This is a genomic window from Providencia sp. PROV048, assembly GCF_033688165.1.
GTDB lineage: Bacteria > Pseudomonadota > Gammaproteobacteria > Enterobacterales > Enterobacteriaceae > Providencia > Providencia hangzhouensis.
Map to the genome: position 1 here is coordinate 2,997,052 of NZ_CP096360.1, position 15,177 is coordinate 3,012,228.

Annotated in this window: 13 protein-coding genes, 1 pseudogene and 1 other annotated feature; of the genes and pseudogenes, 10 read left to right on the plus strand and 4 right to left on the minus strand. The window is 43.6% G+C overall.

Going from position 1 to position 15,177, the window contains the following annotated elements; translation table 11 throughout:
- The first annotated feature begins 44 nt into the window (after positions 1-44).
- Positions 45-1,412: an L-serine ammonia-lyase gene (locus M1F26_RS13210; protein WP_036957923.1), complete on the plus strand. Its 1,368-nt coding sequence runs from the start codon at positions 45-47 to the stop codon at positions 1,410-1,412.
- Between the two features lie 81 nt (positions 1,413-1,493).
- Here the strand turns inward: M1F26_RS13210 and M1F26_RS13215 are convergent, their stop codons facing one another.
- A complete protein-coding gene (locus M1F26_RS13215) occupies positions 1,494-2,699 on the minus strand; it encodes a serine hydrolase (RefSeq protein ID WP_004256445.1) in 1,206 nt (401 codons plus the stop codon).
- A 219-nt stretch (positions 2,700-2,918) separates the two neighbouring features.
- On the opposite strand from M1F26_RS13215, the gene M1F26_RS13220 reads away from it, so the two are divergent.
- On the plus strand, positions 2,919-3,542 hold the full coding sequence (locus tag M1F26_RS13220) for a glutathione S-transferase family protein (RefSeq protein ID WP_140170821.1): 624 nt from the start codon (positions 2,919-2,921) through the stop codon (positions 3,540-3,542).
- Here M1F26_RS13220 and M1F26_RS13225 read toward each other — a convergent pair whose 3' ends face one another.
- A complete protein-coding gene (locus M1F26_RS13225) occupies positions 3,543-4,370 on the minus strand; it encodes an SDR family oxidoreductase (RefSeq protein ID WP_112307694.1) in 828 nt (275 codons plus the stop codon). It lies immediately after the preceding gene.
- Between the two features lie 268 nt (positions 4,371-4,638).
- Positions 4,639-4,766 (plus strand) — a sequence feature (His leader region).
- A 54-nt stretch (positions 4,767-4,820) separates the two neighbouring features.
- On the opposite strand from M1F26_RS13225, the gene hisG reads away from it, so the two are divergent.
- From hisG to hisIE, 8 genes are read left to right on the plus strand one after another with little or no spacing between them, the layout of a single operon-like run.
- The gene (gene hisG / locus M1F26_RS13230; protein ID WP_004256451.1) at positions 4,821-5,720 is read left to right on the plus strand and encodes an ATP phosphoribosyltransferase; all 900 of its coding nucleotides are present in this window, start codon (positions 4,821-4,823) and stop codon (positions 5,718-5,720) included.
- 6 nt (positions 5,721-5,726) lie between these two features.
- Positions 5,727-7,043, plus strand: coding sequence for a histidinol dehydrogenase (gene hisD, locus M1F26_RS13235; RefSeq protein ID WP_140170822.1), 1,317 nt, complete (start codon positions 5,727-5,729; stop codon positions 7,041-7,043).
- 3 nt (positions 7,044-7,046) lie between these two features.
- On the plus strand, positions 7,047-8,117 hold the full coding sequence (hisC, locus tag M1F26_RS13240) for a histidinol-phosphate transaminase (protein WP_094960650.1): 1,071 nt from the start codon (positions 7,047-7,049) through the stop codon (positions 8,115-8,117).
- Positions 8,118-8,130: 13 nt separating this feature from the next.
- On the plus strand, positions 8,131-9,198 hold the full coding sequence (gene hisB, locus M1F26_RS13245; RefSeq protein WP_140170823.1) for a bifunctional histidinol-phosphatase/imidazoleglycerol-phosphate dehydratase HisB: 1,068 nt from the start codon (positions 8,131-8,133) through the stop codon (positions 9,196-9,198).
- Positions 9,198-9,791: an imidazole glycerol phosphate synthase subunit HisH gene (hisH, locus tag M1F26_RS13250; RefSeq protein WP_140170824.1), complete on the plus strand. Its 594-nt coding sequence runs from the start codon at positions 9,198-9,200 to the stop codon at positions 9,789-9,791. Before hisB ends, hisH begins: the two co-directional genes overlap by 1 nt.
- 5 nt (positions 9,792-9,796) lie before the next feature.
- Positions 9,797-10,534, plus strand: a complete 738-nt coding sequence (hisA, locus tag M1F26_RS13255) for a 1-(5-phosphoribosyl)-5-[(5-phosphoribosylamino)methylideneamino]imidazole-4-carboxamide isomerase (protein ID WP_140170825.1) — start codon at positions 9,797-9,799, stop codon at positions 10,532-10,534.
- Complete coding sequence (gene hisF / locus M1F26_RS13260) at positions 10,516-11,292, plus strand: imidazole glycerol phosphate synthase subunit HisF (RefSeq protein ID WP_140170826.1); 777 nt, start codon at positions 10,516-10,518, stop codon at positions 11,290-11,292. The genes hisA and hisF overlap by 19 nt, the downstream gene beginning before the upstream one ends.
- Positions 11,286-11,897 carry a bifunctional phosphoribosyl-AMP cyclohydrolase/phosphoribosyl-ATP diphosphatase HisIE gene (hisIE, locus tag M1F26_RS13265; RefSeq protein ID WP_140170827.1) on the plus strand — a complete coding sequence of 204 codons (612 nt, stop codon included), beginning with the start codon at positions 11,286-11,288 and terminating at the stop codon, positions 11,895-11,897. Before hisF ends, hisIE begins: the two co-directional genes overlap by 7 nt.
- A gap of 34 nt (positions 11,898-11,931) precedes the next feature.
- Here the strand turns inward: hisIE and M1F26_RS13270 are convergent.
- A pseudogene (locus M1F26_RS13270) lies at positions 11,932-12,906 on the minus strand (ABC transporter substrate-binding protein).
- Between the two features lie 66 nt (positions 12,907-12,972).
- On the minus strand, positions 12,973-15,150 hold the full coding sequence (locus M1F26_RS13275; protein ID WP_140170829.1) for a TonB-dependent receptor: 2,178 nt from the start codon (positions 15,148-15,150) through the stop codon (positions 12,973-12,975).
- Positions 15,151-15,177: the final 27 nt, after the last annotated feature.

Genomic DNA, 15,177 nt, shown 5'->3' on the forward strand with positions numbered 1-15,177 from the left:
AGCTACCTAATTTCAATGACTTTCTACAAAAGGAAGCACTGAATATGATTAGTGTATTTGATATCTTCAAAATTGGCATCGGCCCTTCAAGTTCCCATACCGTCGGCCCAATGAAAGCGGGCAAACAGTTTGTTGACGACCTTATCCAGCAAAAATTACTCTCTCGCACAACACGAATTGCAGTTGATGTATATGGTTCGCTCTCTTTAACGGGTAAAGGCCATGCAACGGATATGGCGATTATTATGGGTCTTGCGGGTAACTTACCGGATACCATTGATATTGACGCTATTCCTGCTTTTATGCGTAATGTTGAGCAAACTGAAAGGCTCTCCCTTGCACAAGGGCAACATGAAGTTGATTTCCCTACTGAAGGGGGGATGAATTTTCATACAACCAATCTCCCCCTCCATGAAAATGGAATGAGTATTACGGCATTCAGTGGTGATGATGTTATTTACAGCAAAAATTACTATTCTATCGGCGGTGGTTTTATTGTCGATGAAGAACATTTTGGCCAGTCAGACGAAAATGCAGTTCAAGTCCCTTACCCATTTAAATATGCGGCCGACCTGCAAAAACATTGTAAAGACACAGGGTTATCACTTTCCGCACTCGTGATGCAGAATGAATTAGCGTTACGCAGTAAAGAAGAAATTCAGCAATATCTCTCGTCCGTATGGGATGTCATGAAATCCGGCATTGAACGGGGAGTGACAACCGAAGGTTTACTACCAGGCCCATTACGTGTGCCACGTCGAGCAGCAGCGTTACGTCGTCAACTCGTAACAACCGATAACACCAATATGGACCCAATGGCCGTCATAGATTGGATCAATATGTATGCGCTTGCCGTTAACGAAGAAAATGCAGCGGGTGGTCGTGTTGTAACGGCACCAACGAATGGTGCATGTGGCATTATTCCTGCGGTATTAGCTTATTATGATAAGTTTATTCGCCCTGTGAATGAAAATTCCTATACCCGTTATTTTCTAGTTTCCGGTGTCATTGGTGCATTATATAAAATGAATGCGTCAATTTCCGGCGCCGAAGTGGGCTGCCAAGGAGAAGTGGGTGTTGCTTGTTCGATGGCCGCTGCGGGGCTCGCCGAATTAATGGGCGGTAGCCCTGAGCAAGTGTGTATCGCAGCAGAAATTGCCATGGAGCATAACTTAGGTCTCACCTGCGACCCTGTTGGAGGGCAAGTTCAAGTACCTTGCATTGAACGTAACGCCATTGCTTCCGTTAAAGCCGTAAATGCCGCACGCATGGCATTACGCCGTGTCAGTGACCCACGTGTTTGCCTCGATAAAGTCATTGAAACCATGTATGAAACTGGTAAAGATATTAACGCTAAGTATCGTGAAACATCCCAAGGGGGATTAGCGATTAAATTGGCTCACTGCGAATAGCATTTGTTTATCTATCGTCTCTATAAAAATGCCTGCTAATGCAGGCATTTTTTTGTTCACATCATTTTCATTTAATCATTATTAACCGAAAATGGCACTCCACCAGCCGCTAATCGTTTTCATGATGTAATCCCAAATACGACCGAAGAACCCCGCTTCCTCAACGGCACTTTTTGCAACTAGAGGATGCTGTTCGACGACTTCATCATTCAGAATAAAGTTAATCGTTCCTACCGCTTGGTTTTTAGCAAGAGGCGCTTCAAGTGAATCGTTAGTTAGTTGAATATCCACTTTCAAGTTTTGCAATTGCCCTTTAGGAATCGTAATTGAAACATCATCGGCAACACCTAAATCAACTTCTGAAGTATCACCAAACCAGACACGCTGCTTTTTCAGTGTGGCATCTGCCTTAATTGGCGTGACAGTTTCAAAGAAACGGAAACCCCAAGTGAGTAATTTTTCGCTTTCAGAAAAACGCACACGGTCACTTGGCGCTCCCAACACAACTGAAATCAAACGCATATCGCCTTCTGTTGCAGAGGCGACTAGGTTATGGCCTGCTCCACTCGTGTGCCCAGTTTTTACGCCATCCACTTTTAAATTTTGGTTCCATAACAGACGGTTACGGTTTGGTTGACGAATTTTATTAAAGGTAAACTCTTTTTCCTTGTGCAGTGCGTATTCATCGGGAACATCACGGATCATTGCTTGGGTTAACAATGCCATATCCCGTGCAGTACTATATTGCCCCTCTGAATCGAGGCCATGAACGGTTTTAAAATGGGTATTCTTTAAACCAATCTTTTGCACGTATTGATTCATTAAACTCACAAATGAGTCTTGGCTACCTGCAACATAATCGGCAAGAGCAATACTGGCATCATTCCCTGACTGGATCACAATCCCTTTATTTAAATCCAATACGGAAACACGATCTTTTGGCTTTAAAAACATCAAAGAAGAGCCTTTAAGAACAGGGTTTCCCGTTGCCCATGCATCTTCACCTACCGTAACCATATCCTGAGGGGTAATTTTCCCCGCATTCACCGCTTGCCCAATCACATAGCTGGTCATAATTTTTGTTAAACTTGCGGGATCTAAACGTTCATCTGGATTCCCAGACGCTAAAATTTTACCGCTATTATAATCCATCAAAACAAACGCTTTTGCATCGACTTGAGGAGCAACCGGTGTCTGCGCCGCATAAGCACTGGTACTTACGGCAACCAAAAGACTCAACCCAATACCAGCTCGGCGGGTTTTTAAAGACAACATTTTCTTACTCATCGGTTATTCCTTCACTTAATTCTACACATTTAAATTACTGTCATTGACTCAACATCACTAAACGAGAACCCATCGCTGTGACAAAATTTGATAACTAGACCTAATATAAGACTTTAATTTCACTGAGGCCACTGATAACAAATAAACATTTGCCTCTGAGTAAATTTAATCTATCTTAACCATGGTCGATGCCAAAAAATCAAAATTTAGGAGACTGCCATGTTAACTGTTTGGGGACGCGTCAACTCTTCCAATGTCAAAAAAGTACTTTGGTGCTTAGAAGAATTAAATATCGCTTACAATCAAAAAGATGTGGGTGGCCCATTTGGTGGGCTAGATACACCTGAATATATAAAAATGAATCCAAACAGCACAATTCCAACTCTACAGGATGATGACTTTGCGCTGTGGGAATCGAATGCGATTTTACGTTACCTTACGGAAAAGTTTGATCATTCTCACTTATTGCTCGCACAAGACCTACAAGAACGAGCTGCCGCAGATAAATGGATGGATTGGAGTGGTGCTAATTTATTCGACCAAATTAAACAGATGATGAACAAAATTGTTCGTGTCCCAGAAGCGGATAGAGACCCAGAACAAGCTAAAATTATTTATCGCAATATCAATCGGTTACTAACCATTGCTGATAATGCATTAGCTAACCAAGCCTATTTTAGTGGTGATAAATTTGGTATCGCTGACATTGCTATCGCACCACTATTTTACCCTTGGCATGAAATTGTCACTGAACGCCCCGAATTTAACAATTTGGAACGCTGGTACCAGCAACTGACCACACGCCCTGCGTTCCAAAAAATTGTCATGATCCCGATTAAATAATCACAGGGTCATATTCATCAAACTTGGGTTTGGGTACTGGTATTCAAACCCGAGTTCTTGGCAAATTCTATTACCGTTAATGGTTTTCCCCACTAATGCACTCTCTTCCTCAATAAACTGAGGCGGAACTAACCCGATAGATTGTGCTGCATGAGTATAAAATTCGGCTCGTGTTGGGTGGACTGGCGCACAGAGGTTATAAATATGCCCCCCTTGCGGTTGCTGGAGCAATAATAAAATGGCAGCAATCACATCATCTTGATGAACCATATTCACAGGCTGGTTTGCCCCCTTTACCCCGGTTTTCCCCGCTAAAAAACGCCCTGCATGGCGTTTTTCACCGACTAATCCCGCTAATCGCAGAATATCCACCGATATGTTCGGTAACTGATGCAACCACTGTTCTGTCGCCACCAAGGCTTTAGCCGAATCCGTCACCCCATCCAATAGGCTGTCTTCGGTCATTTCACCATTTTGTTCCCCATAAACCGCAGTAGATGACGTGAAAATAACTTTAGGCACCTGAAATGCTATTGCGCTATTCACCAGTGTTTCAATCGCCATCACATAGTATTCGGTATTAATTTTAGAGGGTGGAAGCAAGATAACGATAGCATCACTTTGTTCCATCAACTGCGCTAAATCGTCGTCATCACATTCAAGTTCTGGGGTTAATTTCAATGCATAACACTCAATTCCAACCGCTTGAGCGGCTTCAATACCATCTGGTGTCGTTTTAGTTCCAACCACATGAATGCCTTGAGACAATAAGGCTTGGGCGAGTGGTAACCCAACCCACCCTAATCCGATGACAGTGACTTTTTTCATACAATGGCTCCTTAATCGACCAACCAGCTGAAATTAATCACAGAGTAGCTGAAAACCATAAAACTTCCGAATACAATTTCTGAGAGATTTATCACTATAAAAAGTGAACAACTAATTATTATTGGTTATTTTTTAAAAAAAGGTTGCATTCATAGGGGGAAATCGGATAGGTTGAATACCAATGAGTATTTAGTTAGCACAATGAATGTTTAGTCATTCACTTAAATAACAGAACGGAAGACATTATGAATCGTATTTCACGCAACCATCATCATCACCATCATCCTGACTAGTCTTTCGGGCGATGTGTGCTGGAAGACGTTCAACGAATCTTCCGGTGGCTGAAATGCGAATTGAGAGAACCCTCGGAAGATAATCTTCCGAGGGTTTTTTTATTCTTGAACAAAGAGTTACTAAACAAAAAAATTTAAAAGGGATAAGGGTAAAGTCATGTTGGATAAATCACGTTTACGTATTGCAATACAAAAATCAGGCCGTTTGAGTGAAGAATCAAGAGAATTGCTTTCTCGCTGTGGCATCAAAATCAATTTACAACAACAACGTTTGATTGCTTATGCAGAAAATATGCCTATTGATTTACTCCGCGTTCGCGATGACGATATTCCGGGGCTGGTCATGGACGGTGTCGTTGACTTAGGGATCATCGGTGAAAACGTTCTTGAAGAAGAGTTATTAAACCGCCGTGCTCAAGGGGAAAACCCGCAGTATAAAACCCTGCGTCGTCTTGATTTCGGTGGGTGCCGCTTATCTCTCGCTGCCCCATTAGATTTCAACTATACCGGTGCTGAGTGCTTAAATGGCTCACGTGTTGCAACTTCCTACCCTCACTTGTTAAAACGCTATTTCGACCAAAAAGGCATTCAATTTAAATCATGCCTGTTAAATGGTTCAGTTGAAGTTGCCCCGCGTGCTGGCCTTTCCGACGCTATCTGTGACCTCGTCTCTACAGGTGCAACACTTGAAGCAAACGGCCTAAAAGAAGTGGAAGTTATTTATCGCTCTAAAGCCTGTTTAATTCAACGTGATGGCGAGATGTCGCCGGAAAAACAACAGCTTATTGACCGCATGATGACCCGTATCCAAGGTGTTATCCAAGCACGTGAATCCAAATACATCATGTTGCACGCGCCAAGTGAAACACTGGAAGAGATCATAGCCTTGCTGCCGGGCGCTGAACGCCCAACAATTCTACCGTTAGCTGGCGAACAAAGCCGTGTAGCGATGCACATGGTAAGCTCAGAAACGCTGTTCTGGGAAACTATGGAAAAACTCAAAGCTTTAGGGGCAAGCTCTATTCTTGTCCTGCCAATTGAAAAAATGATGGAGTAAGCCGTCATGAAAATGGGATTTAACCAACCTGTTCGCTGGTCGGCTTGTAACCAAGAGCAACAAAGCGCTTTATTAATGCGCCCCGCAATAGCGGCTTCTGGTAGCATTAGTACTGCGGTTAGCCAAATTATTGACCAAGTCCGTAACGAGGGCGATGCTGCCCTCCAAGCACTGAGCCGTCGTTTCGATAAAACTGAAATCGAAACAGTGCGTGTACCTGCAAATGCTGTTAACGCGGCAGAGGCTCGTCTTGGTGATGAAATCAAAACAGCAATGAAAACCGCCATTGGTAACATTCGTCGTTTTCACGAAGCCCAAAAACCCACTCCGATTACAGTAGAAACACAGGCAGGCGTCGTGTGCCAACAAGTCACACGCCCAATAGATGCGGTCGGTTTATATATTCCGGGGGGGTCTGCTCCCCTGTTATCAACGGTCATGATGTTGGGAACCCCTGCGAATATCGCAGGCTGTCGCAAAATTATTTTGTGTTCGCCCCCACCTATTGCCGATGAGATTTTGTATGCAGCGAAACTGTGTGGCATCAGTGATATTTTCCAAGTAGGCGGTGCGCAAGCGATTGCTGCAATGGCATTTGGTACCCAAAGTATTCCTGCGGTTGATAAAATTTTTGGCCCTGGTAATGCCTATGTCACTGAAGCAAAACGCCAAGTGAGTCAAAACCATGATGGAGCCGCTATTGACATGCCTGCGGGACCTTCCGAAGTGTTGGTCATTGCTGATAACGGTGCAAACCCAGCATTTACTGCATCTGATTTGCTATCTCAAGCAGAGCATGGCCCTGATTCACAAGTTATTTTATTAACTGATGATGAAAACTTTGCCCAACGCGTGATCGAAGAAACAGAAAAACAATTAGCGCAACTTTCACGTGCAGAAATTGCTCGAGAAGCATTGAGCGCCAGCCGTGTCATCATCGCTGATTCCATCGCTCAATGCGTTGAAATTAGTAACCGTTATGGCCCTGAGCACTTAATACTGCAAACTCGCAATGCAGATGATTTAGTAGATGCAATTACTAGCGCGGGCTCGGTGTTTGTTGGCGACTGGTCACCGGAGTCGGCTGGCGACTATGCATCAGGCACAAATCACGTATTACCCACTTACGGGTATACCGCAACCTATTCAAGCCTTGGCCTCGCCGATTTTATGAAGCGAATGACAGTTCAAAAACTGTCGAAGCAAGGTTTATTAGGCTTAGCCGACACCATCGAAACCTTAGCCCAAGCAGAGCAACTCACCGCTCACAAAAATGCCGTTACCTTACGCGTTAACGAACTAAAAAAACAAAATCAGGAGTAAGTCATGAGCCAACCATTTAATGCCGCCAGTCTTGCACGTGAAAATGTTAAAACCATGACGCCTTATATGTCTGCACGACGTTTAGGGGGAAATGGCGACGTTTGGCTCAATGCCAATGAATACCCAATTGCACCTGATTACCAATTCAGTGAACGCAACCTTAACCGTTATCCTGAATGCCAACCAGTTGCGGTGATCAATAACTATGCAGCTTATGCCAAAGTCAAACCAGAACAAGTGCTCGTTTGCCGTGGGGCCGATGAGTCCATCGAGTTGTTAATCCGCGCATTTTGTGAGCCGGGGAAAGATGCGGTGATGTTTTGCCCGCCAACCTATGGCATGTATAGCGTCAGTGCAGAAACCTTTGGTGTTGAACAAAAGAAAATCATGGCGTTGCCAGACTGGGCATTAAACGTTAACGCGATCCGTGAAAATCTATCCAATACCAAACTGATTTATATTTGCAGCCCGAATAACCCAACAGGCAATATCATCGACAATAAAGATTTACGCGAAGTGCTAGATATGGCTGCGGGCCGTGCATTAGTCGTTGTCGATGAAGCCTATATTGAGTTCTGCCCACAATACAGTGTGGCAAGCTGGTTAGCACAATACCCAAACTTGGTAATTTTAAGAACCTTATCCAAAGCCTTTGCATTAGCAGGTTTACGTTGTGGTTTTACTTTAGCATCCCCTGAAGTGATTGAAGTGCTATTAAAGGTTATCGCCCCTTATCCTTTATCAACCCCTGTTGCGATGATTGCAGCTCAAGCCCTTGAGCCCCAAGGTATCGAGACGATGAAAAGCCGTGTAGAAACGGTAACAGAAAACCGTATTGCACTTCGTGAAGCGCTACGCGACTTATCAGTGGTTGAACACGTTTACCCAAGTGAAACCAACTATATTTTGGTGCGTTTCACTGATGGAAATAAAGTCTTTAAAGCCCTGTGGGACCAAGGCATTATTTTACGTGACCAAAGTAAACAACCCGGTCTCATTAATTGCCTGCGTATTACTATTGGGACAGAAATAGAAAATACCCGTGTTATTGAAGCTATTGCAGCACTTTGCTAATTAGGAATGATTCATGAGCCAGAAAATTTTATTTATCGACCGTGATGGAACATTAATTACCGAGCCGCCAACTGACTTTCAAGTTGATAGTTTAAGTAAACTCGCCTTTGAAAAAGCAGTTATTCCTAGCTTACTTGCTCTGCAAAAAGCCAATTACCGTTTAGTGATGATAACCAATCAAGACGGCTTAGGCACCGATAGCTTTCCAACAGCAGATTTCGAACCCCCTCATAATTTAATGATGCAGGTATTTGAGTCCCAAGGCGTTAAATTTGATGAAGTGTTAATTTGCCCACATAAGCCCGAAGATAACTGCTCTTGCCGTAAACCTAAATTGCAGTTAGTTGAGCGCTATTTAGACAGCAACGTATTAGACAACGAAAACAGCTATGTGATTGGTGACCGTGAAACAGATATTCAATTAGCTAAAAATATGGGTATCAAAGGGTTACGTTATAACCCAGCTGAACTTGACTGGGAAGCTATCACCCAGCAATTAACCAAACGCAACCGCCATGCACTGGTGAAGCGTGTAACAAAAGAAACCAATATCCAAGTTGAAGTGTGGCTGGACCAAGAAGGCGGCAGCAAAATTAGCACTGGCGTAGGCTTCTTTGACCACATGTTAGACCAAATCGCGACTCACGGCGGTTTCCGGTTAAACATTGAAGTGAATGGCGATTTATTTATCGATGACCACCACACGGTTGAAGACACTGGTCTTGCACTAGGTGAAGCATTGAAAGTGGCACTGGGTGATAAACGCGGTATCGCACGTTTTGGTTTCGTTCTGCCAATGGATGAATGCCAAGCGCGCTGTGCACTGGATATTTCAGGTCGCCCGCACCTTGAATACAAGGCCGAGTTTAAATACCAACGCGTCGGTGACTTAAGCACAGAAATGATTGAGCACTTCTTTAGCTCACTTTCCTATGCCATGGGTTGCACATTACACCTGAAAACCAAAGGGAAAAACGATCACCACAAAGCCGAAAGTTTGTTTAAAGTTTTCGGCCGCACATTGCGCCAAGCAATTCGTGTTGAAGGGGATACGTTACCTAGCTCGAAAGGGGTTCTGTAATGAACGTTGTCATCCTTGATACCGGCTGTGCAAATTTAGCCTCCGTGGCTTATGCGGTGAAACGCCTAGGCTATAACCCTGTGGTGAGCCGTGATACCAATACTATTTTACAAGCTGACAAAGTCTTTTTGCCGGGGGTTGGTACTGCTAGCGCAGCCATGGAAAAGCTTACTGAACGTGAATTAGTTCCGTTAATCAAAGCACTTACCCAACCGGTGTTAGGTATCTGTTTAGGCATGCAGCTACTCGGCTCTTTTAGTGAAGAAGGCCAATCTACAGTGCCTCTACTGGGGTTAATTGATAGCCCTGTACAAAAAATGGGTGCCAATGGGCTTCCAGTTCCACATAGCGGTTGGAACCAAGTCAAAGCCTTAGCAGGAAACCCTTTGTTTAGGGATATCCCTGATAATGCCTATTTCTATTTTGTACACAGTTATTCGATGCCTATTTCCAGCAATACCATCGCGCAAACTCAATATGGCAATCCGTTTAGCAGTGCCGTGAATTGCGATAACTTCTATGGTGTCCAATTTCATCCAGAACGTTCTGGCGCAGCAGGTTCACGTTTGATTCAAAACTTTTTGGAGATATAATTACCATGATCATTCCCGCATTAGATTTAATCGATGGCACTGTGGTGCGATTGCATCAAGGGGATTACGCCAAACAAACTGATTATGGCAATGACCCACTCCCACGTTTGCAGCAATATGAAAAAGAAGGGGCAAAACTATTGCACCTCGTGGATTTAACGGGTGCGAAAGACCCGCAAAAACGCCAAATTCCACTGCTCAAAAAATTATTAGCTGGCGTGAGTATTCCCGTACAAGTTGGTGGTGGTATTCGTACCGAAGAAGATGTTAAAGCCTTACTGAAAGCCGGAGCAACCCGTGTCGTCATCGGCTCAACGGCAGTGACCAAACCGGAGCTAGTCAAAACATGGTTTGAAACCTATGGTGGGGAAGCCATTGTGCTTGCGTTAGATGTACGCATTAATGACAAAGGCGTAAAAGAAATTGCCATCAGCGGCTGGCAGGAGAATTCAAATTTAACTTTAGAGCAAGCCATTGAAATATATCGCCCTTATGGCTTAAAACACGTCCTTTGTACTGATATTTCCAAAGATGGAACATTGGCGGGTTCTAATGTGAATTTATACCAAGAAATTAGCCAAAAATTCCCTGATATTGCCTTTCAGGCATCAGGGGGAATTGGCGATTTAGATGATATTGCGGCTATTCCACCATCTGGTGCAGCTGGCGTGATTGTTGGTCGTGCACTATTAGAAGGTAAATTCACCGTTACGGAGGCAATCAAATGTTGGCAAAACGCATAATTCCTTGCTTAGACGTCCGTGATGGGCAAGTGGTTAAAGGTGTCCAATTTCGTAATCACGAAATCATCGGTGATATTGTTCCATTAGCACAACGCTACGCCCAAGAAGGCGCAGACGAGCTGGTGTTTTATGATATTACCGCCTCTTCTGATGGCCGAGTGGTAGACAAAAGCTGGGTTGCCAAAGTCGCCGAAGTGATTGATATTCCTTTTTGTGTTGCAGGTGGGATTAAAAGCGTTGACGATGCCGCGCAAATTCTGTCTTTTGGTGCAGATAAAATTTCCATCAACTCCCCGGCATTATCCGACCCTACTTTAATCAGCCGTTTAGCTGAACGCTTTGGCGTACAATGTATCGTTGTCGGTATTGACACTTGGTTCGATGATAGCTCAGGTGAATATCTCGTTTACCAATTTACTGGCGATGAAAAACGTACCACACAAACCACGTGGAAAACCCTTGATTGGGTAAAAGAAGTACAACAACGTGGCGCGGGTGAAATTGTGTTAAATATGATGAACCAAGATGGTGTACGCCAAGGGTATGATCTACAACAACTCAAAAAAGTCCGTGAAGTCTGCCAAGTGCCCTTGATTGCCTCTGGCGGCGCAGGTGAAAAAGTACATTTTCTTGATGCCTTCACTGACGCAGGTGTTGATGGTGCTTTAGCGGCTTCTGTATTTCATAAACAAATTATTAATATCGGTGATTTAAAACAATACCTAGCCGAAAACGGAGTTCAAATTAGAGTATGTTAACCACAGAACAATGCAGCCAACTTGCATGGCAAAAAGTCGATAACCTGATGCCTGTTATCGTACAACACGCCGTTTCAGGTGACGTGCTAATGCTTGGGTATATGAACCCAGAAGCATTGCAAGTCACCTTAGACAGCCGTAAAATCACTTTTTTTTCTCGCACAAAACAACGTTTGTGGACGAAAGGCGAAACCTCCAATCATTTTCTAAATTTGGTGGATATCTACCCTGATTGTGACAGTGATACGCTACTGGCTCTCGCACTGCCGGATGGCCCAACTTGCCATAACGGTACACAAAGCTGCTTCGCGCCCGCACAAAGTGACTGGGGCTTTTTATTTGAGTTAGAAACATTACTCAAAGAGCGAAAAACCGCTTCTCCTGAAAGCTCCTATACCGCGCGTTTATATGCTAGCGGTACTAAACGTATTGCTCAAAAAGTGGGTGAAGAAGGTGTTGAAACCGCTCTGGCGGCAACCGTTAATGACCGCGCTGAATTGACTAACGAAGCCGCGGATTTGATGTACCACTTATTAGTCTTACTACAAGACCAAGAGCTAGATTTAAGCACGATAATCAAACGTTTAAAAGAGCGTCATCAATAAATAACAGGCTGCCAGCCTCGCTGGCAGTTTTATTTTATGGGTGCAAAATATTATCGATTTGCGCATCGCTCAATGAAATACCAAAGAATTTCAGATAGAAATCAGCCGTTTCTTGTTTCATATCGATATCCACAAAGCGCTCTGGGTAAAGAGTTTGTGCTAACTAAAGAAATTGTAAGGCCTCTTCTGAAGTTTCACGGCACCACCAAAACATCCCTTTTGGGTTTACATACACCTGTTGGTTTTTTACTGCACTCATTGCTTTCCATTGGGAAGATGTTCGTATGATATTGGCATCTTCTTTATTCATCGCCACAATTACATCAGGGTTTGCGCTAATAATGGTTTCTAACAGGACTTCACCAGAGTAATTTTTTTTGTCAGAAAACCAGGTTTCTGCCACGTTTTTCGCCCCTGCTAAATCCATCCAATCTTGATTTAATGATGGGCGGCCAGACGTAAATAACACGTTCCCCATACTGTGGTATACCGTCCGTTTTTCTGCATCAGTGAGCCCTTTTAGTCGTTCATTAACTAATACGATATTACGGTCAAAATAGCGTTGATATTCAATAGCTTTACTTTGCGCATCAGGACCCAGCTCTTTTGCTGTGGCTTGAACCCTTTCTTGTAACGATTTTAATGAATTCGCTGGGTATTCAACCACTTTCACCCCTATATTTTCTAATAAATCACGTTGTGGGACTTCCATTCCTTTGGCAATGAACAGTAACTCCGTACGTAATGAAATGATTTGTTCTGGGTTTAATTGATTGCTAATACTGATCACTGGAACATCATCAATATTTGGCAGCATTTGGCGAAACAACGGAATTTTTTTTGCGATCATCGAGGTACCGACAATTTGCTCGCCGTAACCTAGCATCATAATAATGGTATTTTGTGCTGGCCACGGTGTTGCAATACGCAATTCGGGGTTATCTGTCTTCGCCTCTATTACGCTGCCCATTAGCAGTCCAAACAGTAAAATGGCCGATTGCAGAAAAATGGTTTTTCTCATATTTTCAAGCCGTTTCACCTTAACGTAAAACGGCATACTCCTAGACTGTTATAATTAGAAATCAAACGTAACCGTTGCGCGAACTTCACGGCCTGAACCTAGAAAAGCACTCCCCCCTTTCCCTTCTCCATTGATACCTGATGGAAAAATGGAAGCCCAATAGCGCTCATCCGTTACGTTATTGACGGATAATCTGACTGTCGTTGGCACTTGATTGATTTTTGTACTATAACGAGTCCCTAAATCCAATGTTGTGTAGCTACCTGCCCAACTAGTATTGGTGTCATTAGCGGCTCGTTTTCCTGTATAGTGCACATTAGCGCTGTACACCAGTTCTGGCATTGTCGGTAAACTGTATTCCACTAACATATTGGCTTGAACTTTCGGCACACCAACAACACGTTTATCACGCGTTGTCGTGAACTTGGTATCTTTGAGTTTTGGATCTAAGAAAGTCACGCCGCTATAGACATTTAGCCCTTGCCAAACATGGCCGGTTGCCGTGAGCTCTAGCCCTCGGTTTACTTGTTCACCTTGTTTGCGGAACACGTTGTCATCCCCCGCGTAGGCAAATGGCCGCTCCAAATGGAATACCGCAGCACTAAGGTTTAAATCTGCTACATCGGCTTTAATACCCAATTCATATTGTTTGCTACGATAAGGGTCTAAAGTCTGCCCTTCATTTTTCAGGTTTTGATTCATCGGCGCGGTATCCCCCTCTTCTAACGAATCAGCATAGCTAATATAAGTCATCACCTGAGGGGTGATTTTATACATCAATGCTGCTTGAGGGCTGAGGCCATGGTTATTGGTCTGGCTGGTTTTGTGGTTTTGTTTATCAAAGCTACGGCTTTCAATCCAACTTTGGCTGAGATAAAACATGGCTGACCATTGTGAATCAAACGTGATTGTGTCACCGACAGTGATACTTTGTTGGCTATTTTCAGCTGATTTATAACGTGAACCTCCCGTATGAATTTTGCCATCCGATGGCTCTTCCATTGGCGACGGGCGGTGCATATTGGTTTGCCCCAAATCACGTCTCACGCTATTGTCTTTTGCACTATAAATCGACCAAACATAGCCATTCGTCGCTAATGATAAATCATGACCAATAGAGCCCGTGTCTACATGACCATTAATTACCACTGAATTACTCAACACACGAAAACGTCCCGATGCGGGGGAATCACTTAATGAGCGGCTAATGGTTCCATTGTTATCTTGAATGGCACTCGTCACCGTACGCATCGCCCTATCCGCTTGCTGATAACCAATTGCCGCTTTTAGTGTCCAATCCTCATTAAAATCATGAATTAATCGAGTACTAACGGTATCAGTGGTTAAATCATTTCCTGCGGTATGCAATGCTAAATTTTTATCTTGTGGATTAGGTGATTTTGGTAATTTGATAGCAGAGCCATAACTAAAACTACCCACATAACCTTTTTGCACAAAATTATAGTGGCTGGCATTAAACTGAAGCTGTGTACCCGGCTGAATATTCCAATCAAGCGCCACAGAGGCTAATCTGCGGCGTAATGTGCTCTCTTTAAGGCTGCCTGTTCCCTCTTCATCCAACAAATTAAGGCGATATCCAAAACGTTTATCAGCATCAAAATAACCACCTAAATCAGCATGGCCACTATAGGCATTACGGCTTTGGTAACCTAAAGAAAAACGCTGAATATCCTCAGGGCGTTTTGTGGTGAAATTAAACTGCCCTGCGGGACTTGCAGGGCCATACAATGCTCCCGTCAAGCTATTAATAATGTCCACTCTATCCAACATTTCCACGGGGAATGCCGTTGTTGACACCATATACAGATCATCAATCCGGCTATTCGTTACCACGCCACCTTGCATGCCTCGGCTTTGTGGACGCCCTACATCCATCCCTCCACGGGCTTGCATTTGTGTACTTGGCGCATATTTCAATAACTCACTCAAACTTTTAGCTTGTTGATTATTAATCATTTCGCGGCTAATCGTGGTTGTAGAATACGGAGTATCAATCCACTCACGGTTGCCTAATGGGCCAATATCAATTTGCGATGTGAAAAAGCCAGCACCAGCCTGTGCTTCCATGGTTACATCACTTGGCGCTGCGGTGACTAACATTGTATCTTGCTTAGGTTTAGCCAGTTGCTCAGAAACTTGTGCTGCAACAATAGACGGTGCGATCCCTGCAATAAGCGGCATAATGAGATATAAATCAAATTTACGAGTCATATTATCTTTTCGTTATATAAAATTTTA